Here is a 26,778-nt window from a genome sequence, read left to right as displayed (position 1 = left end):
TTTTCTTTTAAGCAAAAAACAGAAAAAAGCAAAAAAGAAAACACCAAAATACGGTTGTGCAAAAGGTCAGATTTATTTATCACCAGACTTTGACGAACCTTTGGATGATTTTAAAGAATATATGCAATGAGATTAATGCTCGACACGCACACACTAATTTAGTTCCTAAATGGAGATCCAAAATTATCTCAAAAGGCAAGGAACGCCATTGAAAACCCGACAATTTTAAAATAGTTAGTATCGCATCCATTTGGGAAATTGCCATAAAAATCAGTTTGAAAAAATTCAAGTTCAGCAAAGGATTCAAATCCTTTCTTGAGCTAATTGAAAATAATGGTTTTGCTGTATTGCCAATAACATTTGAACATGCAATAACTGTTTCAAATCTCGAATTTATTCATCGTGACCCGTTTGACAGATTACTAATTTCACAATGTATAACAGATAATCTTAAAATAATAAGCAAGGATGAAAATATTTCAAAATACGATATTGAAACTTTGTGGTAAGATTAACCCACTCCAATATAAAAAATTAGAATTCAATTAATTAATACAATTAAATTCTATTTAAAACACAGTTTCACTTTTATTCTAACCCTCACGAAATTATTCTTTTCTTTCACATTTTGCCTTATCTTTGCTTTTTGTTGAAAAAGACTATGACAGAAAAACCTTTAATATTAGTGACCAACGACGACGGCATTCACGCGAAAGGCCTCCGCGAACTGGTGGAAGTGATGCAATTTTTTGGCGAAGTGGTTGTTATTTCATCCGAAGTTTCCATGTCGGGAAAAGCGTGCGGTATTACGGTTGATCACCCGTTGAGGGCCATTCCGGTGGAAAAAATCCACGGTGTGCCCACCTGGAAAAGCAACGGCACTCCGGTTGACAGCGTAAAACTGAGTTTTAACAACCTGTTTGATCGCACTCCCGATTATGTGGTTTCAGGAATAAATCACGGGGCAAATTCCTCCATCAGTGTTATTTACAGCGGAACCATGGGCGCGGCCATTGAAGGAAGTCTGCATGGTGTGCCTTCGCTGGGCTTTTCACTCGACGATTTCAGCTCGGATGCCGATTTTTCCAAAGCAAAAATTATTGTGGCCAAAATTTTCCAGAGTGTGCTCGACAATGGTCTGCCACCGTTTACCTGCCTCAACGTGAACATTCCCAGAGGAAAACCGAAAGGAATAAAAGTGTGCAGACAAACCCACGGAAAATGGGTGGAAGAGTTTGAAAAAAGAACCGACCCGCATGGCCGCGAGTACCACTGGCTTTCGGGCTATTTTAAAAATTTCGAGGAAGGTTCTGCCGAAACCGATATCGACGCACTGCTAAACAACTATGTTGCCGTTGTACCCGTTTCGGTTGACATGACCTGCTACAAAACCCTGGAAGAACTTAAAAACTGGACGTTCTGATGCAACGAAAAAAGAGAAAACCACTCGATTCGCCGGCCATTGGATTTCTTGTCGGATTTCTGATTCCGGTGCTGGTGTTTTTTGGGGTGTTCTGGTTTGGAGAAAAAGGCGTTTCGTTTGAAAATTACGTGAAAAACCTATGGCATCTGCAGGCGCTGGTAAAACTGGGCAGTTTGTGTGTGTTTGCAAACCTGTTGGTTTTTATGGGATTTATTCGTTTGAAATACGATCAATCGGCCCGCGGCGTGCTGGGAGCAACCATTTTATACGCTTTGGCCGTTCTCATTTCAAGAGCATTTTAAAATGAAGTATTACCTGATAGCCGGAGAAGCATCGGGCGATTTGCACGGTTCAAACCTGATGCGCGAATTGAAATTAGCCGACCCGGAAGCACAGTTTCGCTATTTCGGCGGCGATTTAATGCAAAACGAAGGCGGAACTTTGGTAAAACACTACCGCGAAATGGCGTTTATGGGCATTGTAAATGTGGTGCTGAACCTGAAAACCATTGGCCGGAACATGAAATTCTGCCAAAAAGATTTGCTGGAATTTCAACCCGATGTTGTTATTCTGATTGATTATCCCGGATTTAACCTGCGCATGGCTGAATTTGCCAAACGGCATAACCAGCGGGTTTTCTACTACATTTCACCTAAAGTGTGGGCATGGAAAGAATATCGTGTAAAAAAAATTAAAGCTTTTGTTGATGAACTGTTTACCATCCTGCCATTCGAAACGGAATATTTCAAAAAACACGGTATCGATGTAAATTATGTGGGCAATCCGCTGATGGATTCGGTAGCGGCATTCCAAAAAAAAGCGCTTTCGAAAGCGGAATTCCTTAATAAAAACAATCTCGACGAAAGGCCTGTTGTGGCCTTGCTTTCCGGTAGCCGGAAACAGGAAATAAAAAATACGCTGCCCATTATGAAAAAAGCAGCCGCCTGTTATCCGGAGTTTCAGTTTGTGGTGGCCGGAGTTTCAACGGTTGACAAAAAAACTTACGACAAAATTCTGCGGGGTTTTCCCATTCCGGTCATTTACAACCAAACTTACGATTTGCTGAGCAACTCACATTCCGCCCTTGTAGCTTCGGGAACTGCCACCCTCGAAACCGCCTTGTTTGGCGTTCCTCAAACGGTTCTTTATAGAGTTGAAGGCGGTCGTGTGGTTCAGTTTATTATGAAAAATTTCTTTTTAAAAGTGAAATGGGCGTCGCTGCCCAACCTGATTCTGAACAAGGAAGCGCTGAAAGAATTCATTCAGGTGGATTTAACGTTTAAAAATGTGAGGGACGAGCTACACCGTTTGTTGTATGAACAGGATTACCGGGACAAAATAACTGCCGATTACAACCGTTTAAATGAGATATTGGGAGAACCTGGAACTTCGAAACGAGCTGCAAAAAAAATGACAGAACTCCTGAAAACCTAACAGCTATGAACTTTGAACCACAACCGGGAACCCAAAACACTGAACTTTGAAGATCTGTTATTATTCATTAAATTTGTAATTGTCAAAAGTTATTATAAAATGCAAACTGATATATTGAAAAGAATTACAATTAACCCGGAAGTATGTCACGGAAAACCTACCATTCGAAATACAAGACACATGGTTGAAAGTATTTTGGAATATTTAGCCGGTGGCGATTCTACCGAAGATATTTTGAACGAGTTTCCGGAATTGGAAAAAGACGATATTCTTGCTTGTCTGGCATTTGCAGCAAAAACTGTACAATTTAAAGATATCGAATTCCCTGCTGCATGAAATTGATAATTGATGCCCACTTGCCTAAATCAATCTGTGAATGTTTTTATAATTGCGATTGCATTCACACACAGCAACTTGAAAAAGGAAACCTAACAAAAGATTCTTTCATAAATAAACTTTCAATAAAAGAACACCGGGTACTAATTACAAAAGATACAGATTTTTATTATTCATATATTACAAGCCGGAAACCCTACAAATTAGTATTAGTTAAATTAGGTAATATGCGACTTGAAGAATTAAAAAATTTCTTTAAAACCAATAGCGAAAAAATCTTATCAATATTGCAGAATCATTCCTTTATCATTCTCGAAAGAAACAAAATAAGAATAATGGAATAGAATGATTTTTTGAACCCGAAACTTGGAACTTGGAACTCAAACCCGGAAACTTTAAACTGTAAACTCGAAACTTTAAACTGAAATGTACAGCTTATTCAAAAAAGAAATAAAAACATTTTTCGGTTCGCTGATTGGGTACCTGGCCATTTTGGTTTTTCTGCTGGTTACCGGCCTCTTTTTGTGGGTTTTCCCCGGCGCTTACAATATTCCCGACAACGGTTACGCCACCCTCGAAGGATTGTTTTCGCTGGCGCCGTGGCTTTACCTGTTTCTGGTTCCGGCCATTACCATGCGCTTCTTTGCCGACGAAAAACGCACCGGAACCCTCGAAATTCTGCTCACCCGCCCGCTTTCCGATTTCCAGATCATTTTTGCCAAATTTTTAGCCGGAATGGTGCTGGTTACTTTATCGCTGCTCCCTACCCTGCTCTACTTTCTTTCGGTTTATTTGCTGGGAAATCCGGTTGGCAGCATAGACACCGGCGCCACGTGGGGCTCATTTTTCGGGCTCTTTTTCCTTGCTGCCATTTACGTAGCCATTGGTATTTTTGCTTCTTCGCTAACTGATAATCAAATTGTTTCGTTCATTTTGGCCATGGTACTTTCGTTCATTTTTTACCTTGGCTTCGATTTTATTGCCAGTTCCGGAATTCCGTTTTTACTGGAACAGATTTTTGAATGGTTTAGCATCAACAACCACTATTTATCTGCATCCCGCGGGGTAATCGACCTGCGCGATGTAATTTATTTTGCCGGAATGACATTCCTGTTTTTATGGTTCACACGCTGTTTTTTGCGCAATGGAACATGGAAACAAAAAAAATTCAGGCTGAATTCTGCGCTTGTCACCTTTCTGTTCCTGGTCGTTTTTGTGGTATCCGGTAGTTTTTTATACCGGATAGACCTGACGGCAGACAAACGCTATTCTCTTTCGTCAGTAAGCGCGAATCTGGCAACAGGACTTGAACACCCGGTTGAAGTAGAATTTTACCTGGCCGGAAAACTGGAACCCGGACTGCGAAAACTGCAGCAGGAAGTGCTGGAAAAAATTGCCGTAATGAATGTCTATTCTCCCGAAAATATTCGTGTTAGAATGAACGACCCGTATGCCATAGGCAATGCAGAAAAACGCGAAGAATTTATTGAAAACCTCATAAATAAAGGCATTCAGCCCACCAGTTTCAGGCAGCAAACCGACCAGGGTGTGAGCACCCGGCTTATTTTTCCGGGCGCTGTTATTCGGTACGATGGAAAAGAAACGGCGGTGAATTTCCTGAAATACAATCCCGATTTTTCACATGAGGCCAACTTTAATCACTCTGCTGAAAGCGTGGAGTTTGAACTGGCCAATGCATTTCAGAACCTGATGCGCACGCGACGTTCTTCAGTTGCTTTTCTGGAAGGACATGGCGAAGCTGACCGCTACGAAGTTTATGATTTTGCTTCTGCGATATCAGAAGATTTTTTGGTGCAGCGGTTTTCTGCTGATTCGTTGGCAACCAATCCCGAAGCTGTTGACATTTTGATTGTTGCCGACCCTAAAGAACCATTTTCAGAAAAAGACAAATTTTTAATCGACCAGTACATTATGCAGGGAGGTAAGGTAATCTGGCTGGTTGATCCGGTGCAGGTTAGTCTCGACAGCCTGTCAACCGGACATTTAACCATGGCTTTTCCGCGCGATTTAAATTTGAACGACCAGCTTTTCCGCTACGGAGTGCGCCTCAATTACGAACTGCTGCAGGATGTGGAATGTGCACGACTTCGCGTTAATACTGCTCCGCCGGGAACACCGCCGCAATTTACGCTGCATCCGTGGTACTATTCTCCGCTGCTGGTTCCTTCCGACAATCATCCGCTGAGCCGAAACCTCAACCGTGTTTTTACAGAATTTGTTTCTTCCATCGACACCATTTCAGGCAATCCGCAAGTTCATAAAGAAGTTATTTTGTCCACCTCGCCTTACGCACGAAGAGTGAAATCGCCTTCCACAGTAAGTTTGCAAAATATTGACAATCCGCCAGCCCGTGAACTTTTCAACCAGTCGTTTATTCCGGTGGGCGTAATTCTGGAAGGCACATTCACTTCCGTTTTCAGAAACCGTATGCTGGAAACGTTGGGAATTCCATTTTCAGAAGTGATTTCTGAAAGCCGACCAACCAAAATGGTAGTGATTGCCGATGGTGGTTTAATAACCAATCAAGTGGACTATTCTGCTAATCCTCCACGCATTCAGGAACTGGGTTTCGACCGGGTTTCAGGACAAACATTCGGGAACAAGGAATTTCTTTTAAACGCGGTTTATTACCTGAACGACGATAGCGGAATCATGCAACTGCGCAACCGAACTCAAAAAATGCGATTACTGGACAAAGTCCGTCTTCGCGAGGAAAAACCTTTCTGGCAATGGCTAAACGTATTGCTGCCGCTGGTTTTGGCAGGTTTGTGGGGAATCATTTACAACATAATCAGAAAGCGTAGGTTTGCCCGTTCATAAAACCTTTAAAAAATCAAAGTTTTCAGTATCGGGAAAAAGATTAAAGTTTGTATATTCGTTACCTGATTTTTCCTTTAAAATGAATGGCTGAATCAAACATAAACAGGAACTGCATTATTTAGCAACCTTCCTGTACAAATGAAAAAAACAAAATAAAATATTAACTATGAAGTTTGTTGTTTCAAGTACCGATTTACTGAGCCATCTGTCGGCTATCAGTAAGGTTATCAGCAGTAAAAGCACCATGCCTATTCTGGACAATTTTCTGTTTCTGTTAAATGACACAGATTTGACCATAACGGCCTCCGACCTCGAATCGACGTTAATTACCCACATGGAGCTGGACAATACCGAAGGCGAAGGAACTATTGCCGTGCCTGCAAGGTTGTTGATTGACACGCTAAAGGAATTTCCCGAGCAGCCGCTGACTTTCCAAATCAATACCGATACCTACGGGGTTGAAATTTTTTCCGATAACGGGAAATACAGTATTGTGGGACAAAGCGGAGAAGATTTCCCTGAACTTCCTGAAATTTCAGAAGAGGAATCTACCTCGATTACGGTAGGCCCGAAGGTTTTATTGAAAGGCATTGAAAAAACTCTGTTTGCCACTGCTGACGATGAATTGCGACCGGTTATGAACGGAATTTACGTGGAACTTTCTCCCGAAAATATGGGTTTTGTAGCTTCTGATGCACATAAATTGGTGCGCTACCGTCGTTCGGATGCAGTCTCAGAGTTTGAATCGTCATTCATTCTTCCGAAAAAACCGGCAGGTTTACTGCGTAATTTACTACCAAAAGAAGAATACGATGTAAAACTGGAATTCGATAACAAAAACGCTCAGTTCACGCTTACCAACTACAAACTTATTTGCCGTCTTGTTGAGGGGAACTATCCGAGTTACAATTCGGTTATTCCAAAAAATAATCCCAATAAAATGGTAATCGACAGGCTGACATTTTACAACACAGTAAAAAGGGTTTCAGTATTCTCCAACCAGGCCAGTAACCTCATTAAGCTCAATATCAACGATAACCAGCTTGTGGTTTCGGCTCAGGATATCGATTTTTCGATTTCGGCAGTGGAACGGCTTAGTTGCGAATATGATGGAGAAGAGATTGAAATCGGATTCAAATCTACGTTCCTGCTTGAAATTCTTTCCAACATATCAGCCAGTGACGTAAAAATGGAAATGAGCGATCCTTCGCGGGCCGGACTACTTTTACCGGCTGAAACAGAAGAAGATGCAGAAGATGTTTTGATGCTTTTGATGCCGATGATGATTAACGCATAAAAATTTACTAAACTAAATTCTGTTTCGGGGAATTCAACATTTCCCCAAAAACAGTTGAGGTGTCCCAAAAGACAGATTGCCCGGATGTTTATCGGAACTGATTTTAGGACACTTTCTTTTTAAAATAAAACACATGCAATTAAAATTAAAAAATCCGGTCGTATTCCTCGACCTCGAAACCACAGGAATTGACATTGTAAAAGATCGAATTGTGGAGATTGCTCTGCTAAAAGTACATCTGGATGGTACCGAAGAAGAACTGCTTCAGCGTGTTAATCCTGAAATTCCTATTTCGTCAGAAGCCACCCGGATTCATGGAATTACAAACGAGGATGTGGCCGGTGAACCAACTTTTAAAGAAGTAGCAAAAAAAATGGCCAGGTTTATTGAAGGATGCGACCTGGCCGGGTTTAACTCCAACCGGTTTGACATTCCGTTGCTGGCCGAAGAATTTTTGCGCGCCGATGTGGACATTGATATGAAAAAGCGCAAATTTATTGACGTTCAGGCTATTTTTCACAAAATGGAAAAACGTACCCTGGCTGCTGCCTACCTTTTTTACTGCAAAAAACCGTTGATTGACGCTCACAGCGCTCTTGCAGATACCAAAGCTACCTATGAAGTATTGCAGGCCCAGCTCGATACCTACAAGGGAGTGGAGTATGAAGACAACCACGGAAAAACTTCCATACCCATTAAAAATGATGTGGAAAAATTGAGTGAGTTCTCGGCCTACGACCGAAATGTGGATTTTGTTGGAAGAATTGTTTACAACGACAAAGGAGTGGAAGTATTCAACTTCGGAAAGAATAAAGGTATTCCGGTGGAAAAGGTACTGGAAGAACAACCCGGATATTTTGGATGGATTATGAACAGCGAATTTCCGCTCTACACCAAAAAAGTGCTTACGCAGATAAAACTGCGAATGATGGAGAAATAAAATTGGTTCAAAGTTCAAAAGTTCAAAGTTTAAAGTTTTGGTATGAAGATTATTTGTATTGGCAGAAATTACGTAGCTCACGCTCAGGAGTTGAACAACGATATTCCTGAAGAGCCGGTATTTTTTATGAAACCCGACTCGGCATTGCTGCGAAACAACGACCCGTTTTATATTCCCGACTGGACAAACGAAGTGCACCACGAAATAGAATTGGTTTTGCGTGTTTGCCGCCTTGGAAAAAACATTGAAAAAAGGTTTGCCCACCGTTACTACGACGAGATTGGCCTGGGTGTGGATTTTACCGCCCGCGACATTCAGAATGAACTAAAAAAGAAGGGTCTGCCCTGGGAAAAAGCAAAAGCTTTCGATCAGGCGGCAGTTATCAGCAGCACCTTTTTCCCGGTTTCTATTTTCCCGACGCCCGAAAGCATTCGGTTTAAACTGGACATTAACGGCCAAACCGTTCAGGAAGGAAATTCGGGACTGATGATTTTCGGGTTCGAGGAAATTATTTCGCATATTTCGAAATATATAACACTGAAAATTGGCGATCTGATTTACACCGGAACCCCGGCGGGCGTTGGGCCGATAAAAATCGGTGACCGGCTGGAAGGATTTCTGGAAGACAAAAAACTGCTTGACTTTATGGTAAAATAAAATAATTTCAATATCAACAACCTTTAAAATTTTTACCCATGAAAACCAAAACAACGACTTCATTAAATGAAATTAAACAATTTCTTGCTCCAAAAAAACTGGCAGTTGCCGGCGCTTCGCGCAATCCGAAAAAATTTGGCGGTTCAGTTATTAAAGATTTAAAAGAAAGAGGATTCGAGTTGTTTCCAGTCAATCCGAACGCGGAAGAAATTCAGGATTTAAAATGTTACAAAAACATTGCTGATTTACCGGCAGATGTAAAACATTTGCTGATTTTAACTCCGAAGGACAAAACAGCAGAAATTGCCAGCCAGGCCGTGCAAAATAAAATGGAAATGGTCTGGATTCAGCAAATGTCGGAAACGCCAGAGGCATTAGCAATTTTGGAAGAAGCAGGAATTCCGTTCATACAAAAGAAATGTATTTACATGTTTGCCGACCCGGTAAAAGGACCGCATAATTTTCACCGGTTTCTGGTAAAAGTGTTTGGCCGGTATCCTAAAAAATGATTGGATGAAAATGCACGATTACCATTTTGAAACCGAACTTGAAGTACGCGACTACGAGTGTGACATTCAGGGAATTGTTAATAATTCGGTGTATCAAAATTACCTTGAACATTGCCGTCACCAGTTTTTATATAAAATTGGGCTGAGTTTTGCTCAAATGCACAACGACGGAATAGATGCAGTGGTTATTCGTGCAGAACTGGATTACAAATTCCCGCTTCGCCCGGGAGATGCCTTTCTGGTAAGGTTGAAAATGGCCAAACAAGGACGATTGCGCGTAATTTTCAAACAACAGGTAATTCGGAAAGCTGATGAAAAACTCATGGTGAACGCCCGGATTACCACCGTTTTAACCCGAAACGGAAGGCCTGTTTCGCCCGAAATTCTGGAAAAAAAATTCAACCTGGCGGGAATTGTTTTGGAAGAAGAATTAGGCTAAAGTTTTTCTTCAATACGGAGCTCCTTTACTTTCATTCCCTGGGCTTTTAATGCGGCCCTGAATCCTTCATTCAGCATGCGGCCCAACCTCAATGGCAGATCGGGCAATGCAGGAATAGACTTTTTATTCGTCGGATTTTGATAAAAATTCAGGCACGATTGCAGGTTTGAAGATAAATAAATGCGGCAGGCAACCGGTCTTGCTGAATAAGCCGTGCAAATTCCATTGTCAAGTAAGGGACAGGGAAATTTGGAGTTGAGCAGGGATTCACCCGACAAGGGTTCCAAATTATTTCGTTTTTCTGCAGCCCGAAAAACAATTCTTTTCTGAGTTTCAGCATCAAAATTCCTGGAAATAAAATCACGTAAATAATTCAACTCGTATTCCAGGGCAAAAACCGGCTGATGACAGCACCAATGACAGCCTTTTTTACATGCTGGTTTTTGATTTTGCCGTTCTGCAAATTCCGAGAAAGAATCTACCAGATCATCTACCATTTGATGTAAATTTTTTACTGCGGCAAACAGCGCACCATTTGAATAACCAGTTTCAACGGCTTTCATACCCAACCGGTATCCATCAGCATGAAACTGCTTTTCGAGTTCTTTCAGGTTAAAATTCATTCATTTATAATTTGTTAAACGACAAAGAAAATTTATCATTTAGGCCAACGAATTTAATGAAAAAAGTAAGGCATAAAAAAACCGGATTCCACTGAACCCGGTTTTACAACCTTCAACTACTAACCGATTTTATAACCCAAAAAATTATGAAGCAATAGTTATGAACTCTTTAACTGTATTGTTCGGTGCAAAGAAAAGGGAAAGTACAGGACTGGTCTGTAATAAAAGTCACACAAGCCCGGAAAAATCGATAAAATTTCGCGACAGTTCAATTTTTCCGTCCTTTTCGAGTTTTTTTAGTAACCTGGAAACTACCTCACGTGATGTGTTGAGCTGAAGGGCAAGTTCCTGGTGGGTGCCGCTAAATGTTGGATTTCCTGATTTTTGGTAGCGGTCAATAAAATATTTCACCAAACGTTCGTCGAGTTTAAGAAAGGCAATGGAATCAATGGTTTCAATCAATTCCCGAAACCGCGACTGAAAAGTCTGCATTACAAATTGTCGCCAGGAGGGGTATTCATAAATCCATTTGTCGAGCAGAGATACCGGAAGCATCAGCGCTTCGGTTTCCATTTCGGCAACAGCCATTACATTGCTTTTTAAATGTGCCATGCAGCAGGTCAACGACATGGCACAGACTTCGTTTTCCTTCAAATAATAAAGCAGCAATTCATTCCCGTCGTCATTCGTTCTTGAAATACGAATCATTCCCTTTATTATTAAAGGAAAACTGGAAATAAACTGCCCTTCGCGAATAAGTGGTTCATTTGCTCTGAAAATTTTACGCACCCCTTCTTTCCGGATTTCTTCCAGTAGTTCTTTTTCAAGAAAACTGTACATTTTGGCTACATGGTCCACAATTCAGTTAATTCGGGTTAAAACATGTCTTTCATTTTTTCAAAGAAAGTTTTTTCGGAAGAAGAAGGTCCCTCCTGGAAACCGGGAGATTCTAAAAGTTTCTCCAGCATTTTCCGTTCATCGGCATTCAGTTTTTTCGGAATCCAAACATGAATCCGCACAAGTAAATCGCCCCGGCCATAACCGTTAACATCGGGCAGTCCTTTTCCCCGGAGGCGCAGTATTTTTTCAGGCTGGGTGCCCGGTTCAATTTTAACTTTCACTTTACTTTCCACTGTTGGAATTTCGGCTGTGGTTCCTAAGGTAATTTCAGGAAACGACAAAAAGAGATTATAAATCAGGTTGTTTCCATCGCGAACCAATTCCGGATGATCCTCTTCGGTAATAACAACAAGTAAATCGCCGTTAATTCCACCACGACGGGCTGCATTTCCTTTTCCGGTTACAGTCATTTGCATTCCCTCGCCCACTCCTGCAGGAATTTTGATTGGAATGATTTCCTCATCACGAATCACTCCTTCTCCGGCGCAGTGGTTGCATTTATCTGTAATTATTTTTCCATCGCCCTGGCAGGTCGGACATGTTGATGTGGTTTGCATTTGCCCCAGCAAAGTATTTGCAACGCGGGTTACCCGTCCTGACCCGCGACAAGTTGAGCAGTTGGAATACGCTGAAGCATCTTTTGCTCCGGTACCATTACAATGCTGGCATTGCACATATTTTTTTACTTTGATTTTTTTCTCTGTACCGTTGGTCACTTCATTCAGGTTAAGTTTTACTTTTACCCGAAGGTCTGAACCACGCGAAACACGTCGTCCACCTCCGCTGCCCCCGTATGAACGGCTGCCGCCAAATCCGCCAAAACCTCCGAAATGACCACCAAAAATATCACCAAAAGCAGAGAAAATATCTTCGACATCTGAAAATCCGCTAAATCCGCCACCACCGGCTGCACCACCTATTCCTGCATGGCCAAACTGATCGTAACGCTGTTTTTTGCTGGGATCACGCAACACTTCATATGCTTCGGCAGCTTCCTTAAATTTATCTTCAGCTTCTTTATTTCCCGGATTTTTATCAGGGTGATATTGAAGCGCTTTTTTCCGGTAAGCCTTTTTTATCTCTTCAGCCGAAGCTTCTTTGCTAACTCCCAATACTTCGTAATAATCTCTTTTTGCCATGTTTTCTTTTGAATTTTATTCTCCTACCACTACCTTGGCATAGCGGATAACTTTATCGTTCAGGGTATATCCCTTTTGTATAACGTCCACCACTTTGCCTTTTAGCTTTTCTTCCGGTGCGGGAATTTTTGTTAATGCTTCGTGATGATCCACATCAAAATTCTGATGCAATGCAGCTATTTCTTTTACATTATTCTGTTTCAAAAACTCTCTGAACTTGCTGTAAATAAGCAATGTTCCCTGTTTCCCTGCATCATCTTCGGGAACATCTTTCAGTAGTTGAATCGCCCGTTCAAAATCGTCAATCACCGGCAAAATGCCAGTCAGAACCGATTCACCGCCTGATTTTATCAAATCGGCCTTTTCCCTAACGGTACGTTTTCTGAAATTGTCAAACTCGGCCTGCAACCTCAGGTGTTTATCTGACAAATCTTTCAATTTTTCCTCCAATTCATCAATTTTGTTTTCCTTTTTATCCTTTTTGGATTTTTTCTTTTTATCCGCTTTTTCATTTTCAGCAGTATCTTCTTCCTGCTTTTCTTCCTTTTTCATTTCTCCGTTGCCGTTTGAGCTTTGATTTTCAGCAGCTTCTTTAACTTCTGATTCTTTTTGATTTTCGCTACTTTGATTTACTTTATTTTCTGACATAATTATTTTCTTTTAATTGCAACGTGGTTAATCAAAAAATTTGCCATGTACGTATAAAAGACAAATTGACACCCAACCTGTATATTGGATGTCAATTTGTGTCACAAGATGATATTTGAAATTATTAATTCGGATTATTTGGCCAGTTTTTCCAAAGTAGCTTCCAAAGCCGGCCCACGCAGCTTACGTGCAATAATTACCCCGTTCCCATCAATTAAAAAATTATCAGGAATACTTCGCACCCCGTAAACAGCAGCATGTTTCGAATACCATCCTTTCAAATCGCTGATATGATAGGGCCACTCGAGTTTATCTGTAGCTATTGCCTTCACCCATTGATCTTCTGTGCGGTCGAGCGAAACACTAAAAACGGTAAACCCTTCACCATTCGAAAATTCTTTGTCTTTGTACTTTTTGTAAGCCTGCACCACTGTTGGGTTCTCGCGGCGACACGGCCCGCACCAGCCCGCCCAGAAATCGAGCAAAACCAGTTTTCCTTTCGTATCCGAAAGTTTGTATGTTTCGCCGTCTGATGATTTCCCAATCAATTCGGGTGCTTTATTTCCAACGTTAATTCCCAGTTTTTGCTGGCCGAATGATATTCCGGTGGCCAGAATTAAAATGCCAAAGAATAAAACAAGTTTCTTCATAAACTTTCTGTATTTTAATGAATGTTCAAAAATAGAATTTAATTTTAATTCATAACATTTCTGAACTTTTAAGGTTTTAAATACGCGTGATTTTTGCACCGATTTGTTTGAGGCGGGTTTCAATATTTTCGTACCCGCGGTCAATTTGTTCAATGTTATTGATGGTGCTTTTTCCTTTTGCCGAAAGGGCTGCAATAAGTAATGCAATTCCTGCCCTGATGTCGGGGGAAGTCATTTTTGTTCCACGCAGGCAATGTTCGCGGTTTAATCCGATTACCGTTGCCCGGTGCGGATCGCAAAGAATAATCTGCGCACCCATATCAATAATTTTATCGACAAAAAACAGGCGGCTTTCAAACATTTTCTGATGAATTAAAACGCTTCCTTTTGCCTGGGTTGCCACTACCAGGAAAACGCTCAGTAAGTCAGGTGTCAGGCCCGGCCAGGGTGCATCAGAAATGGTCATAATAGAACCGTCGATGTAATTTTCAATTTCGTAATGCTGAGTATCTTTCACTACCAAATCATCGTTGTTTTGTTCCAACCTAATTCCCAACCTTCTAAACGACGCCGGAATAATTCCCAGATGTTCCATGCCCACATTTTTAATGGTAATTTCGGAGGCAGTCATAGCAGCAAGACCAATAAAACTGCCCACTTCAATCATGTCGGGTAAAATCCGGTGCGAACATCCTTTCAGCAAACCTACTCCGTTAACAGTAAGTAGATTGGAACCAATTCCCGAAATTCTTGCTCCCATGGAAACCAGCATTTTGCATAGTTGTTGCAAATAAGGTTCGCAGGCTGCATTATAAATGGTGGTAGTACCTTCGGCCAAAACAGCAGCCATTACAATATTTGCGGTTCCGGTAACAGAAGCTTCTTCGAGCAACATATAGGCTCCTTTCAGTTTTTTGGCTTCAACCGAATACCATTTGTTTTGGGCATCGAAATGAAATTTCGCTCCTAAATTTTGCAGGCCGGTAAAATGGGTATCCATTCGTCTTCGCCCAATTTTATCGCCCCCCGGTTGTGGAATAAATCCCTGCCCAAAACGTGCAAGAAGGGGGCCAATAATCATAACCGACCCTCTGAGACTGGAAGCCTGTTTGGCATAAGTTTCGGTTTTAAGATGACCAACATTTACTTTGGCAGCATTAAACCTGTAAACACCTTTTTGAAGTCGTTCAACCTGCACGCCAAGTCCTTTTAAAATTTCAACAAGCTTTAACACATCGCTTATTTCAGGAACATTTTCAATGGTAACATCTTCTGCAGTTAGCAGAACGGCACAAATAACCTGAAGTGCTTCGTTTTTGGCTCCCTGGGGCTCCAGAGTTCCTTTTAGTGAATTTCCACCCTCAACCAGAAAAGTTGCCATTTGAGGTTTAGTTAGTTATTTCCTTTTATTCTTTTATTCTTTTTTTTCTTTTTATTCTGGGGAGTTTGCGGCGCTACCCGAACTTCCGAAAGTTGAATATCTCTGGAAACTTTTAATTTGTGCCCCGAAAGTTCTTCCAGATCGATGAAAATTTTCTCATCCTCAACCGAGTCTTTATTCCAGGCCTGGTAAAGTTTTTTCATCTGGTTGGCAATCTGCTCAATGAGAATTTGCTGTTCTTCACCTTCCATTTCAACAGCCTTGTCAATTAGTTTCTGGGTAATCAACCCATAATGTTTCAATTTTATTTCCGTTTGATTATAAGGAACTCTATGCGGCTTTTCCGTTAAAATATCAGGAGAAGGCGGGTCATAAGGATAATCTATATCGAGTTTAAAATCGGACATTATTGCTATATGATCCCACAATTTATGTTTGTATTCGGCAACATCGCGCAAATAAGGATATAAATTCCCCATTACATCTATAATAGCCTGTGCCGACTGGTTTCTTTTTTCCCGATCTTCTAAGGTGAACAGATGATCGACCATATTCTGAATATTTCTGCCATACTCTGGCATCGGGAGCTTTTTTCTTTTCGTATTGTAGTCCATGAAATGTATGAATTATTTACAACTAATTTATTTTCAGGAAAAATGAGGGTTTTTATATTTTCCACCTGCAAAACTAATGATTTCTTTGCAATACGCAATTTTTAGCTATTTGTTGTGCTGAACTTAACTTTTCAGTTTCAGTTTTGCAAATTTCAGCAGCAACTGCTTCTGACCGGCATTTTGAAAAAATACCGTTGCCTTTTTATTGGGTGGCACTCCTTCAATTTTTATTACTTTACCTATACCAAAACGTTGGTGTTCAACCATCATTCCCTGCATAATTTTATCCGGATCATCGCCAGAAAAGCTTTCGTTTTCAGCCGACCCGGCATTCTGGTTTTCGGCTTTTCTCCGAAAAATATCCTGTCGCCAGGGTTTCTGCACGGGTTTTTCCTGTTGCTGCCTGTCCAGCGAACGGGCCCTATAGCCGGCAGGGATATTTTGCTCTGTAAATGTACTTCGGGTTGCAGGCCTCCTCCTGCTGGTTTCAACCATTCCATCGAGGTACTTTTCGTCCATTTCGAGCAGAAACCGGCTGGGTGAACAAAACTCAAGATTTCCCCAGCGGTAGCGCTGGTTGGCATAACTGAACCACGCATTTTCTTTGGCACGGGTGAGCGCCACATAAAACAGCCGGCGTTCTTCTTCCAAAGCTTCCGGTGTTTTTTTCTCCTCTGCCTGTGCCGAAGGAAACAAATTTTCTTCGAGGCCAACCACAAACACGTTTTTAAATTCCAGCCCTTTGGCCGAATGAACGGTCATCAGAGTCACTTTATCGCGATCTTCATCCTTTTCTGAATCCTGATCGGTAAGCAAAGCCACATCCTCCAAATAGTTCTCAAGTTTGGCCGGTCTTCCTTCCTCCAACGCATTGATGCTGAATTCCTGGATACCATTCAATAATTCCTGAATATTTTCGTGACGACTCAAACCTTCGGGTGATTTATCGCTGTGCAGTTCTTTTAATATGCCGGTTTTTACGGCAATGGTCTTAGCTGCCTCCCAGGCATCGTCTTCTGCTAGAGCTTTTGCAAATTCCTGAATAAGTGCAACAAACTTTAAAATTTTTGTGATGGTTCCCTTGTTTAAATTTGTAGAATTTTCGTTGGGCAGTGCAGTAATGACTTTCCAGATTGAGGTTTCGGCTTCCACGGCGGCTGTTTCCAGTTTTGATAACGTGGTTTGGCCAATGCCTCGTGCCGGGTAATTTATAATTCGTTTTAGCGCTTCATTGTCCCACGGGTTAATGACCAACCTGAAATAAGCCAACAAATCCTTGATTTCCTTTCTCTGGTAAAAACTAAGTCCGCCATAAATTTTGTAAGGAATATTACGTTTTCTAAGCGCCTCCTCAAAAATTCTCGATTGTGCATTGGTGCGGTACAAAATGGCGTAATCCTGGTGTTTGTAATGATTGCGCAATTGTGTTTCGGAAATCTCCTGAGCCACCAAAAAACCTTCTTCATTATCGGTTAAAGCCGAAATAACCTTTATATTTTTTCCTGAGTCATTTTCAGAAAAAACGGTTTTGGGAATTTGGCGTTTGTTTTTTGCAATAATACTGTTGGCCGCATTTACAATGGTTTGTGTGGAACGGTAATTTTGTTCGAGTTTGAAAATTTTATGTCCCAGATAATCGGATTGAAAGCTGAGAATATTCTCGATTCGCGCGCCGCGGAAAGAATAAATGCTCTGGGCGTCGTCGCCTACAACGCATATATTTTGATGATTTGCAGCCAGTTTTTTCACAATCAGGTACTGCGCAAAGTTGGTATCCTGGTATTCATCCACCAATACATAATCGAAACGTTGCTGGTATTTTTCCAGAATTTCGAGATGATCGCGAAACAGCAGGTTGGTTTTTAGCAGTAAATCGTCGAAATCCATGGCACCCGAAAGCCGGCAACGTTTCACATATTCCTTGTAAATTTCCAAAATGGCAGGCATTCGCATAGCCTTGTCAGCCAAACGAATTTCCTCATTTTGTGCATAAACAGTTGGAGTTATCAGGTTATTTTTAGCCATGGAAATGCGTGCTGCAACACTTCCTGGTTTATACATTTTATCATCGAGCTGAAAACTTTTGATAATGGTTTTCAAGAGGCTTTTGCTGTCGGCTGCATCAAAAATGGTAAAATTTGAAGGGTAATTGATGGTTTCATGTTCAGCACGTAAAATACGGGCAAAAATGGAATGAAAAGTCCCCATCCACAGGTAGCGGGCAGTATTTTCACCAACTACGGAAGCAATGCGTTCCTTCATTTCGCGGGCCGCTTTATTGGTAAATGTAAGCGCCAGGATTGTGGATGGCCGCGCCCCCTGCTTCAGTAAATGTGCAATGCGGTAGGTTAACACCCTTGTTTTTCCTGAACCTGCACCTGCAATAATCAGTGCCGGGCCTTCAGTTGAAACCACGGCTTCCTGCTGTGATTTGTTTAAATCTTTAAGGTAATCCAAAACCATTCAAAATCAATTTCAAAATGAAAAGACAAAAATAGGGTATGTTTAAAGGATTATACAGATTTTTTGCAGTCATTTTTCAACAACTTATTTAAAATGGTTTCTCACAGCTCCAAAATACCGATTTTTGTGCGCCTCAAAACAATTAAATAAAAATTATACGTTAATATTGTAGCTCAAAGAATCAATGAATTTTATGAAGAACAAAGGCAACATATCCTTATTCGTAATACTGTTTTTCTTTTTAAACCTTGCCGCTGCTCAGGCACAATTGTCGGCACCCGGTTCGGCAGCAACGGCAAATACGGCGTATCCAACCTTTCCTGAAACAGATAATATTTTCGTTTTCTGCACAGAAACGGAAGGAATAAACGCAGGTTCTTTACAGGTTCAAACTGAACTGGAAGGAACGAAAACTTTTTTGTGGGAAAAGTACAATCAGGAAACTGGTGCGTTTGAATTCTATTTTTCTGAAAGTTCAGAAAACCTCGAATCCACAATTACTTCTCTTGAAAACGGCGGATACCGCGTAACTGTTAACCAGGGCGAAACAACGGAAATAAGCCGGGGATGGGTTTTTAACAACTGGATTTCAGCTACCGCAGAAGTAATTGGATCAGACTGTGAATCGTTCAGGTTAAACGGTTCGTTTCTTTCGTCGCCCATGATTTATTATGATTTAGCCGACAATACAGAACTTGAGGTTTTTAAAGACATTCAGGTGGAATGGAAGATTGGGGAATCAACTATTGCCACTGTTATTAATCCGCAAATTTTCGACCCGCCAACCAGCGACACGGAATACACGTTCAGGGTTTACGATACTTTTGGTTGCGAAACTAATTTTTCTGTTGTTTACGAATCGATTGTAACCAAAGCGCAATTCACGGTTGACCAGCAACAAGGAGAAGCTCCGCTTACCATTGCATTTACCAACCAGTCGGAAAATGCAGATCCGGGTTTATACGAATGGTTTTTCTTCCGGAGCCTTGACGATATTAAAAGAGAATCAGAAAACACCCAGCAACCCATTGACAGTATTATGATTGTGGCCTACGATCAAAACCCGGTTTATACCTACGAAAATTCTGGTTCCTACATGGTGAAACTTGTGGCCAAAAATACTTCAGAATTTCATACCTGCGTTGATACATTTTATTTGGAAGACTACATTGTTGTTGATACTTCTTTTGTTGCTGTGCCAAACGTTTTCACACCAAATGGCGACGGCACCAACGATTTATTTGTGGTAAAATACTGGTCGATGCAAAGCATTAAAATTTCATTATTCAACCGCTGGGGAAAGCGCATTCATTTTTGGGAAAGCGACGATGTTCGCGGGTTTGAAGACACATACACCGCCACCGTTTGGGACGGAAGACTTGGCGGCGGACGTTTTGCAAGTCCGGGTGTTTATTATTACATTATTGAAGGAAGAGGTCGCGATGACAAAACCAGAAAAGCACACGGGTTTTTCCATCTTTTCAGGGGCAAAGATTAATTACTTTTTTCAACTGGTTCGGCATTTAAGGAAAACCAAAAGGTACTTCCTGTCCCTTCTTCGGACTCAAGCCAAACCTTTCCACCCAGCAATTCGGCGTAAGCCTTGGCAATTGAAAGTCCCAGCCCCGAACCTTCGTATGGTTTTGTAACGGTGAGGTCGGACTGGATAAAACGTTCAAAAATAGCCTCTTGCCTGTCCTTTGGAATACCTATTCCTGTATCTTTTACCCAGAACAAAAACGAATTATTTTTACGCTGGCAGCCAAATTCGATGAACCCCTCGTGAGTAAATTTTATGCCATTTTTAATAAAGTTTGACAGTACCGATTCCAGTTTATTTTTATCGGTATAAATAAGAACCTTTTCTTCTGAAAAAGAATTATACAATTTAAACTGAAGGTCTTTCTTTCTGGCAGCCGGTTGAAAAAAACCATACAAAAAATTTATAGTCTCGTTTAAGTCAACTTCCGTTAAGTTAAGGGTCGCCTCTTTCGATTCAATTTTTGAAATTTCAATAATATCGTTGATGGTATCCAGCAAGCGTTCGCTACTTTTTTTCACATAACCAATATAGTTTTTATAGTTTTCTTCTGAAACATCCGTTTCTTCCAGAAGCCTTACAAAACCCAGAATTCCGTTCATGGGAGTTCGTATTTCATGGCTCATATTGGCCAAAAATACCGATTTCAACCTGTCACTTTCCTCTGCTTTTTCCCGCGATTTCCGCAAGTGCTGTTTGATAAATCTTTGTTGCCGGGTGTAACTTCTCGACAAAACAAAAATTATAAATGAACTGATTATAACATAAATAATACCCTTTACTGATTGCAGATTAGACCAATGCAACGAATCTTTCACATAAGTTTCCAGTAAAATATCGGTAAAAATTATCCAGCAAACACCAAATAACAAGTATGTTAATGTAATTCGAAATTCAAAACCCGGTTTTCTTTTCATAAAAGTTTTGTATAAAGTTAAAGCCAAAAAACAACTCCGAGAATTAATTATGCTGTGTATATTACCCGATTCAACATGTCATTTTTTTGGATATGAACAATTGTACCAAAACTTAAATGTATGAAAAAATATTGATTATTTCTTCTTTGTTTTTATGGTTCTTGTTGGTTTTCACCAAATTATTATTTGGAAATTTCTCCTTTAGCAAAAAGAATCTCAGTTTATAAAGGTATCTCATAATGGATACCTGCCCCCGGTCCAAGAGGAATTCCAATCAGCAACCAAACAATTAAAAGTAAAATCCAGGCAATCGTAAAAACTATTGTATAAGGCAACATAGCGGCAACTATGGTTCCAATTCCCGTTTTGGGTTCATATTTCTGAAAGAATGCAATTATCAGAGCGAAAAAACTCATCATGGGCGAAATCACATTGGTAACACTGTCGCCAATCCGAAAAACCACTTGTGATAATTCAGGTGAATATCCCATTATCATAAACATGGGAATAAAGATTGGCGCCAAAATAGCCCATTTGGCCGACGCGCTTCCCATGAGCATATTGATAGCTCCCGAAAGCAAAATAAACAGAATCATCAGGGGAATGAGGCCGATGTTGGCAGACATTAAAAAGCTGGCTCCCTTTACCGCCATTATTATTCCCAGATTACTCCATTTAAAATAGGCCACAAACTGTGCGGCAAAAAACACCAGAACCAGGTATGTAGCCAGTGTTTTCATAGAACCCGCCAGACCGTTCATCACATCGGCATCGTTTTTAAATATTCCGGTAGTAAATCCGTATGCCAGACCCATGGCGCCTGCTGTAATAAAGAGCATGGCCACCACTCCCTTAATAAGTGGTGAGCTAAGGAAACCTCCATCTTCTCCTCTGAAAAAACCATTTTCCGGAATAATTCCGATTAGCGTGACAGCAAAAATCGCCAGAAATGCGAGAGTTGCCATCAACAGACCTTTCTTTTCAATTTTCGACAACCTTTCAAATGAATTTTCTGCCTCTTCAGTTTCTCCGGTATATTTTCCAAGGCGGGGTTCTACCAGCTTTTCGGTTACAATTGTTCCGGCAAAAGCAATCACAAAAGTTGAAACTACCATAAAATAATAGTTGGCGGTAGGATTTACCTGGTAGGCAGGATCGAGTATCTGGGCACCTTCTTCCGAAAGCCCTGCCAGCAACGGATCGATGGTTCCCAACACCAGATTTGCACTAAAACCGCCTGAAACACCGGCAAATGCGGCTGCCATTCCGGCAATGGGATGCCGCCCAACGGCCAGAAAAATTACACCTGCCATTGGTATTAGCAAAACGTAACCGATATCGGAAGCTACATTGGAAAGAATTCCGGTAAAAACTACCACAAAAGTGAGTAAATGCCGTGGCGAATTCAGAACCAGTAACCGAATGATGGTGTGCACCAATCCGCTTTTTTCGGCAATACCAATTCCCAGCATAGCCACCATTACAATTCCAAGCGGTGCAAATCCGGTGTAATTGTCCACCATTTCCAGTAAAATACGGTGAACTCCTTCCTTTGAAAGAAGGTTAACCGGCCTCACAATCTCTTTGGTTCCGGGGTGAATAACTTCCCAGCCAAGCAAATGGCCGATCAAAGAAAAGACCAGTGCCCCCAGTGCAAACAAGGCAAATAATGTTGCGGGGTGAGGCAAAGCATTGCCGGCGCGTTCGGTCCAGTTTAACAATCGCTGAAAAATTCCCTGAGTTTTTTTCTTTTTTTGTATCATCATCCTGAAGTCAATTCTGTTTGTATTTTAGAAGTTGATTTTATTTCCATTGTATTTTTTCGAAGACTGGTCCTCTGCCAGGCGATGGATAATCCATGGCTACATGCCCCACAAAAAAGAACCCAAGTAATTTTTGACCCGGTTTCAAATTAAGTAAGGGTTGAATATGAGGTAAAAATGGCGGAGTTGCCCAAAAAGCACCCAATCCTGAATCGGTAGCGGAAAGCCACATATTCTGAACAGCCATGGAAACGGCTGCAATTTCTTCCCACTCAGGAATCCGTTCGGCCGCATCGCGCTGCAAAACAATAGCCATTGCAACAGGAACATGTATTAAATTATCTCTGAATCTGATGGCTTTTTGCATGTTTACTTCTTCTCCCTGGGTATGTTTTTCTTCCAGCAAAGCGAAAATCGATTGGGCAAGCTTTTGTTTACTTTCGCCCTGAAAAACAATAAATCGCCACGGCTCTGTATTTTTATGGGTTGGCGCCCAGTTTGCATTTTCAAGCAAATTTAAAATCAACTCCTTGTCCACCTCTTTTTTTGCCAAAAATTTAGGTGGTGTGGCACGCCTGTTTCTAATGATTTCGTTTAAATTCATATCCAATTTCTGTTAAATAAGTCCGTTCGATCTGCCGGTAAGGTTGCAAAGTTTATAAATGATACGGGCAGCCACATTGGCGTCCCATTCGTTGTTTCCGGTTTCACAAACATCGAACCCGATGATTTTCCGTCCGCTTTCCACCACTTTTTTCAGCAGAAAAACAGCCTCTGAAAAATCCAGTCCGCCAGGCACCGGGGTTCCGGTATTCGGACAAAGTTTCGGGTCAAGTCCGTCAATATCAAAACTGATGTAAACCAGTTCGGGCAGTTCTTCCACAATTTCACCGCACTGCACATTCCAGGTTTTCCCATTGAAGCGGTTTTCTTTCAATTCCTGATCGAAAAAAACTGAAACCCGATTTTCTTCGTTTTCTGCCAATTCCATTTCTTCCTCACAGTAATCGCGTATTCCAACCTGCACAAGTTTCGAAACCGAATTTTCTTTCAGTGCATTGTTAAAAATGGAAGCATGAGAAAAAGTGAATCCTTCGTAACTATTTCGTAAATCGAGGTGTGCATCAATCTGCAAAATCCCAAATTCTTCATAATTTTTAGCAAGTGCCCTGATAAATCCGAGCGGAACACTGTGGTCTCCACCAACAATTCCAACCATTTTTCCGGCATCAAGCAACTTTTTCGACTGTTTGAATACCCATTCATTCATTTCACTGCAACCCAAATTCATTTCATCCAGCGCTTTTCGCATCGATAACTCTTCAGAAACATTGCCTCCTTTTTCCAAAAAATCAATATAAGGCCAGGCCAGTTGGCGCAATTCGTCCCGTTTTTTCAAAATTTTCCGATCTCCCGGCTGCATAAAAATTCCCAGTTTCCAGGCTTCTTCCACGTCGGAATCAAACAAATCGAGCTGTGTTGAAGCTTCGCGAATGGCTTCCGTCCCCAAAGCTGTTCCCTCACCGTAGGAAACCGTAACATCCCACGGAACAGGAAGCAAGGCCAGCCGGGCAGTTTCTTTGGTAAATGGCAACCCAATAAAATTCCCGTTTTTCAGTCCCACCCCACTGGGGTTAAATTCCGGTTGATGTGCTGTTCTGTTCATGAAAATTTGTTTATTTTGTGTAACATTAAAAAAAATGGTAACACGTGCGAAAATATCACCATTCGTTTAAAAAACAGTGCGTTTTTACAAGTTAATTTAAAAAATAAACATTAAAATGAGTAAAGTATTAATTATAGGAGCAGGAGGAGTTGGTCGCGTTGTAGCAAGTAAATGTGCCGACAATCCGGATGTTTTTTCAGAAATAATGCTGGCAAGCCGAACCTTGTCGAAGTGTGAAACCATTGCCAAAGAGGTGGGTAAAGGACGGATACAAACCGCACAGGTAAACGCCGACAATGTTCCCGAAGTAGTGGAATTGATCAACAAGTTCAAACCAGAACTGGTAATTAACGTAGCCCTTCCTTACCAGGATCTTCCCATCATGGATGCCTGCCTGGAAACCGGCGTGAATTACCTCGACACGGCAAATTACGAGCCCAAAGACGAAGCCAAATTTGAATACAGTTGGCAGTGGGCTTACCACGATAAATTCAAGGAAAAAGGAATTATGGCCGTTTTGGGTTGCGGGTTCGACCCCGGTGTTACCAGCATTTACACGGCTTATGCTGCCAAACATCATTTCGACGAGCTGCACTACCTCGACATTGTGGACTGCAACGCCGGTGTCCACGGAAAAGCATTTGCCACCAACTTCAACCCCGAAATCAATATACGTGAAATCACTCAGAAAGGGAAATATTGGGAAAACGGGAAATGGATTGAAACCGAGCCGCACGAAATTAAAAAAGTACTGAACTACCCCGAAATCGGGCCACGTGATTCTTATCTCATTTTTCATGAAGAACTGGAATCGCTGGTAAAAAACTTTCCCACCTTGAAACGTGCCCGCTTCTGGATGACTTTCGGCCAGGAATACCTGACGCATTTACGTGTGATTCAAAATATCGGAATGGCTCGAATCGACCCTGTCAAATATAAAGGAGTGGATGTGATTCCGCTGGAATTCCTGAAATATGTTTTACCCGATCCGGGCGAGCTGGGAGAAAACTACAAAGGCGAAACTTCCATTGGTTGCCGTATAAAAGGCATCAAAGATGGAAAAGAAAAAACCTACTACATCTGGAACAACGCCAGTCACGAAATTGCGTACAAAGAAACCGGCACTCAGGCCGTTTCCTACACCACCGGCGTACCCGCCATGCTGGGCGCTATGATGGTACTCACCGGAAAATGGAATGGTAAAGGGGTTTTCAATGTGGAAGAATTCAATCCCGATCCGTTCATGGAAAAAATCGGTGATCACGGTTTACCATGGAATGAAAAGGTGAATATTGATTTGGAATTGTAAATACTTGAAATTTGGACTACTCAAAAATACCTTCTCCGGCTTTTGTGCTCAATGAAAAACTGCTCCGTAAAAACCTGGAGCTCATCGATTGGGTACAAAAAGAAGCCGGAATAGAAATCATCCTGGCTTTTAAGGGATTTGCCATGTGGAGTGCATTTCCGCTGGTTCGTCAGTACCTGAAAGGTGCAACAGCTAGTTCCCTTAACGAAGCGCGGCTTTGTTTCGAAGAAATGAAAACCCGGGCACATGTTTATTCGCCCGTTTATTTTGAAAATGAATTTGAGGAAATGATGGGCTATTCAAGTTCCATTGTTTTTAATTCGTTTAATCAGTTTCACAAATTTTATCCAGAAACTAGAAAGGCCGATCATCCTATTTCCTGCGGAATCCGCGTGAATCCGGAATATTCGGATGTAGAAACCGATTTGTACAATCCGAGTGCGGCTGGTTCACGTTTGGGTGTGGGCAGTGCAGAATTTCCGGATGAACTGCCGGAAGGAATCGAAGGAATCCATTTTCATGTGTTGTGCGAATCCGATTCGTACAGCCTTGAAAAAGTACTGCGAAACCTGGAGCAAAAGTTTGGGAAATACCTGTATCAGGTGAAATGGGTGAATATGGGAGGCGGCCACCTGATGACCCGTGAAGGTTACGACCACCAGCATTTGATTCAGTTGCTCAAAAATTTCAAAAAGAAATACAACGTGCAGGTAATTTTGGAACCCGGCAGTGCCATTGCCTGGGAAACCGGCGTGTTGATTTCCACTGTACAAGATGTGGTGGAACACAAAGGCATTAAAACAGCCATCCTCGATGTTTCGTTTACCGCTCACATGCCCGACACATTGGAAATGCCCTACCGTCCAAAAATTGTCGGAGCATCCGAACCAACGGAAAACAGCAAACATTTTTACCGGCTTGGCGGAGTAAGCTGCCTGGCCGGCGATTTTATGGAAGTTTACGATTTTGGGAAAGAATTAAAACCCGGTGACCTGGTCGTATTTAAAGACATGATTCACTACACTATGGTAAAAACCACCATGTTCAACGGGGTAAACCATCCGGCCATTGCTATTTGGACCGAAGACAACCAATTGAAAATTGTACGGGAGTTTACGTATGAAGATTTTAAGGGGAGATTGTCGTGATAAATCAGACACAAGATTTGGAAAAGCAATTAAAATATTACATTTCAACCTTGATACTTGATACTCATCGTCTTGATACTAAAATCAACTAAAATGAAAAACGAATTTAAAAAACCTCTAATCTCTCTTTTTATTATATTG

28 protein-coding genes are annotated in these 26,778 nt (G+C 41.4%); 16 read left to right on the top strand and 12 right to left on the bottom strand.

Going from position 1 to position 26,778, the window contains the following annotated elements:
• The 13 genes from ACESMA_RS17765 to ACESMA_RS17705 all read left to right on the top strand — a co-directional run.
• The coding region (locus tag ACESMA_RS17765; protein WP_372950208.1) for a DUF2281 domain-containing protein at positions 1-130 on the top strand (130 nt) is incomplete at its 5' end.
• A gap of 100 nt (positions 131-230) precedes the next feature.
• Positions 231-509: a type II toxin-antitoxin system VapC family toxin gene (locus ACESMA_RS17760; RefSeq protein WP_372950207.1), complete on the top strand. Its 279-nt coding sequence runs from the start codon at positions 231-233 to the stop codon at positions 507-509.
• Between the two features lie 152 nt (positions 510-661).
• The gene (surE, locus tag ACESMA_RS17755; RefSeq protein WP_372950206.1) at positions 662-1,423 is read left to right on the top strand and encodes a 5'/3'-nucleotidase SurE; all 762 of its coding nucleotides are present in this window, start codon (positions 662-664) and stop codon (positions 1,421-1,423) included.
• Positions 1,423-1,725 carry a hypothetical protein gene (locus tag ACESMA_RS17750; protein ID WP_372950205.1) on the top strand — a complete coding sequence of 101 codons (303 nt, stop codon included), beginning with the start codon at positions 1,423-1,425 and terminating at the stop codon, positions 1,723-1,725. The genes surE and ACESMA_RS17750 overlap by 1 nt, the downstream gene beginning before the upstream one ends.
• Before the next feature lies 1 nt (position 1,726).
• Entirely contained in the window at positions 1,727-2,857 is a 1,131-nt protein-coding gene (gene lpxB, locus ACESMA_RS17745) for a lipid-A-disaccharide synthase (RefSeq protein ID WP_372950204.1), read from the top strand.
• A 99-nt stretch (positions 2,858-2,956) separates the two neighbouring features.
• Positions 2,957-3,193, top strand: coding sequence for a DUF433 domain-containing protein (locus ACESMA_RS17740; RefSeq protein WP_372950203.1), 237 nt, complete (start codon positions 2,957-2,959; stop codon positions 3,191-3,193).
• Positions 3,190-3,537 (top strand): DUF5615 family PIN-like protein, encoded by a 348-nt coding sequence (locus ACESMA_RS17735; RefSeq protein WP_372950202.1) that lies wholly within the window; start codon positions 3,190-3,192, stop codon positions 3,535-3,537. Before ACESMA_RS17740 ends, ACESMA_RS17735 begins: the two co-directional genes overlap by 4 nt.
• A gap of 82 nt (positions 3,538-3,619) precedes the next feature.
• Entirely contained in the window at positions 3,620-6,034 is a 2,415-nt protein-coding gene (gene gldG / locus ACESMA_RS17730) for a gliding motility-associated ABC transporter substrate-binding protein GldG (RefSeq protein WP_372950201.1), read from the top strand.
• Positions 6,035-6,200: 166 nt separating this feature from the next.
• Positions 6,201-7,331, top strand: a complete 1,131-nt coding sequence (gene dnaN, locus ACESMA_RS17725; protein WP_372950200.1) for a DNA polymerase III subunit beta — start codon at positions 6,201-6,203, stop codon at positions 7,329-7,331.
• 133 nt (positions 7,332-7,464) lie between these two features.
• The gene (locus ACESMA_RS17720; RefSeq protein ID WP_372950199.1) at positions 7,465-8,271 is read left to right on the top strand and encodes an exonuclease domain-containing protein; all 807 of its coding nucleotides are present in this window, start codon (positions 7,465-7,467) and stop codon (positions 8,269-8,271) included.
• 42 nt (positions 8,272-8,313) lie between these two features.
• The gene (locus ACESMA_RS17715; RefSeq protein ID WP_372950198.1) at positions 8,314-8,928 is read left to right on the top strand and encodes a fumarylacetoacetate hydrolase family protein; all 615 of its coding nucleotides are present in this window, start codon (positions 8,314-8,316) and stop codon (positions 8,926-8,928) included.
• 38 nt (positions 8,929-8,966) lie between these two features.
• The gene (locus ACESMA_RS17710; RefSeq protein WP_372950197.1) at positions 8,967-9,437 is read left to right on the top strand and encodes a CoA-binding protein; all 471 of its coding nucleotides are present in this window, start codon (positions 8,967-8,969) and stop codon (positions 9,435-9,437) included.
• Between the two features lie 4 nt (positions 9,438-9,441).
• Positions 9,442-9,876: an acyl-CoA thioesterase gene (locus ACESMA_RS17705; protein ID WP_372950196.1), complete on the top strand. Its 435-nt coding sequence runs from the start codon at positions 9,442-9,444 to the stop codon at positions 9,874-9,876.
• Here ACESMA_RS17705 and ACESMA_RS17700 read toward each other — a convergent pair.
• The 8 genes from ACESMA_RS17700 to ACESMA_RS17665 form a co-directional block, all read right to left on the bottom strand.
• Positions 9,873-10,499, bottom strand: a complete 627-nt coding sequence (locus ACESMA_RS17700; RefSeq protein WP_372950195.1) for a YkgJ family cysteine cluster protein — start codon at positions 10,497-10,499, stop codon at positions 9,873-9,875. The two genes, ACESMA_RS17705 and ACESMA_RS17700, sit on opposite strands and share 4 nt — an antisense overlap.
• A gap of 228 nt (positions 10,500-10,727) precedes the next feature.
• The gene (locus ACESMA_RS17695; RefSeq protein WP_372950194.1) at positions 10,728-11,339 is read right to left on the bottom strand and encodes a Crp/Fnr family transcriptional regulator; all 612 of its coding nucleotides are present in this window, start codon (positions 11,337-11,339) and stop codon (positions 10,728-10,730) included.
• 35 nt (positions 11,340-11,374) lie between these two features.
• Complete coding sequence (gene dnaJ / locus ACESMA_RS17690) at positions 11,375-12,538, bottom strand: molecular chaperone DnaJ (protein ID WP_372950193.1); 1,164 nt, start codon at positions 12,536-12,538, stop codon at positions 11,375-11,377.
• 15 nt (positions 12,539-12,553) lie between these two features.
• On the bottom strand, positions 12,554-13,186 hold the full coding sequence (locus ACESMA_RS17685; RefSeq protein WP_372950192.1) for a nucleotide exchange factor GrpE: 633 nt from the start codon (positions 13,184-13,186) through the stop codon (positions 12,554-12,556).
• A 134-nt stretch (positions 13,187-13,320) separates the two neighbouring features.
• Positions 13,321-13,836 carry a peroxiredoxin family protein gene (locus ACESMA_RS17680; protein WP_372950191.1) on the bottom strand — a complete coding sequence of 172 codons (516 nt, stop codon included), beginning with the start codon at positions 13,834-13,836 and terminating at the stop codon, positions 13,321-13,323.
• 76 nt (positions 13,837-13,912) lie between these two features.
• Positions 13,913-15,217, bottom strand: coding sequence for a UDP-N-acetylglucosamine 1-carboxyvinyltransferase (gene murA / locus ACESMA_RS17675; protein WP_372950190.1), 1,305 nt, complete (start codon positions 15,215-15,217; stop codon positions 13,913-13,915).
• An 11-nt stretch (positions 15,218-15,228) separates the two neighbouring features.
• Positions 15,229-15,831 carry a DUF4290 domain-containing protein gene (locus ACESMA_RS17670; RefSeq protein WP_372950189.1) on the bottom strand — a complete coding sequence of 201 codons (603 nt, stop codon included), beginning with the start codon at positions 15,829-15,831 and terminating at the stop codon, positions 15,229-15,231.
• Positions 15,832-15,954: 123 nt separating this feature from the next.
• Entirely contained in the window at positions 15,955-18,294 is a 2,340-nt protein-coding gene (locus ACESMA_RS17665; RefSeq protein ID WP_372950188.1) for an ATP-dependent helicase, read from the bottom strand.
• 193 nt (positions 18,295-18,487) lie between these two features.
• Between ACESMA_RS17665 and ACESMA_RS17660 the strand changes: the two genes are divergently transcribed.
• Complete coding sequence (locus tag ACESMA_RS17660; RefSeq protein WP_372950187.1) at positions 18,488-19,792, top strand: gliding motility-associated C-terminal domain-containing protein; 1,305 nt, start codon at positions 18,488-18,490, stop codon at positions 19,790-19,792.
• Here ACESMA_RS17660 and ACESMA_RS17655 read toward each other — a convergent pair.
• From ACESMA_RS17655 to ACESMA_RS17640, 4 genes are all read right to left on the bottom strand, one after another.
• Positions 19,789-20,751 (bottom strand): sensor histidine kinase, encoded by a 963-nt coding sequence (locus ACESMA_RS17655; protein ID WP_372950186.1) that lies wholly within the window; start codon positions 20,749-20,751, stop codon positions 19,789-19,791. The genes ACESMA_RS17660 and ACESMA_RS17655 overlap by 4 nt on opposite strands.
• 221 nt (positions 20,752-20,972) lie before the next feature.
• Complete coding sequence (locus ACESMA_RS17650; RefSeq protein ID WP_372950185.1) at positions 20,973-22,517, bottom strand: AbgT family transporter; 1,545 nt, start codon at positions 22,515-22,517, stop codon at positions 20,973-20,975.
• 37 nt (positions 22,518-22,554) lie between these two features.
• Positions 22,555-23,118, bottom strand: coding sequence for a nitroreductase (locus ACESMA_RS17645; RefSeq protein WP_372950184.1), 564 nt, complete (start codon positions 23,116-23,118; stop codon positions 22,555-22,557).
• 12 nt (positions 23,119-23,130) lie between these two features.
• Positions 23,131-24,180: an agmatinase family protein gene (locus ACESMA_RS17640; protein WP_372950183.1), complete on the bottom strand. Its 1,050-nt coding sequence runs from the start codon at positions 24,178-24,180 to the stop codon at positions 23,131-23,133.
• A 115-nt stretch (positions 24,181-24,295) separates the two neighbouring features.
• Here ACESMA_RS17640 and ACESMA_RS17635 point away from each other — a divergent pair, with 115 nt between their 5' ends.
• Positions 24,296-25,489, top strand: coding sequence for a saccharopine dehydrogenase family protein (locus ACESMA_RS17635; protein WP_372950182.1), 1,194 nt, complete (start codon positions 24,296-24,298; stop codon positions 25,487-25,489).
• A gap of 11 nt (positions 25,490-25,500) precedes the next feature.
• Positions 25,501-26,637 (top strand): carboxynorspermidine decarboxylase, encoded by a 1,137-nt coding sequence (gene nspC, locus ACESMA_RS17630; RefSeq protein WP_372950181.1) that lies wholly within the window; start codon positions 25,501-25,503, stop codon positions 26,635-26,637.
• Positions 26,638-26,778 lie beyond the last annotated feature (141 nt).

The sequence above is a fragment of the Mariniphaga sp. genome, from assembly GCF_041687215.1.
Classification (GTDB): Bacteria; Bacteroidota; Bacteroidia; order Bacteroidales; family Prolixibacteraceae; genus Mariniphaga.
The sequence above is the reverse complement of the archived record's forward strand: the minus strand, read 5'-3'. Positions and strand labels throughout refer to the sequence as shown.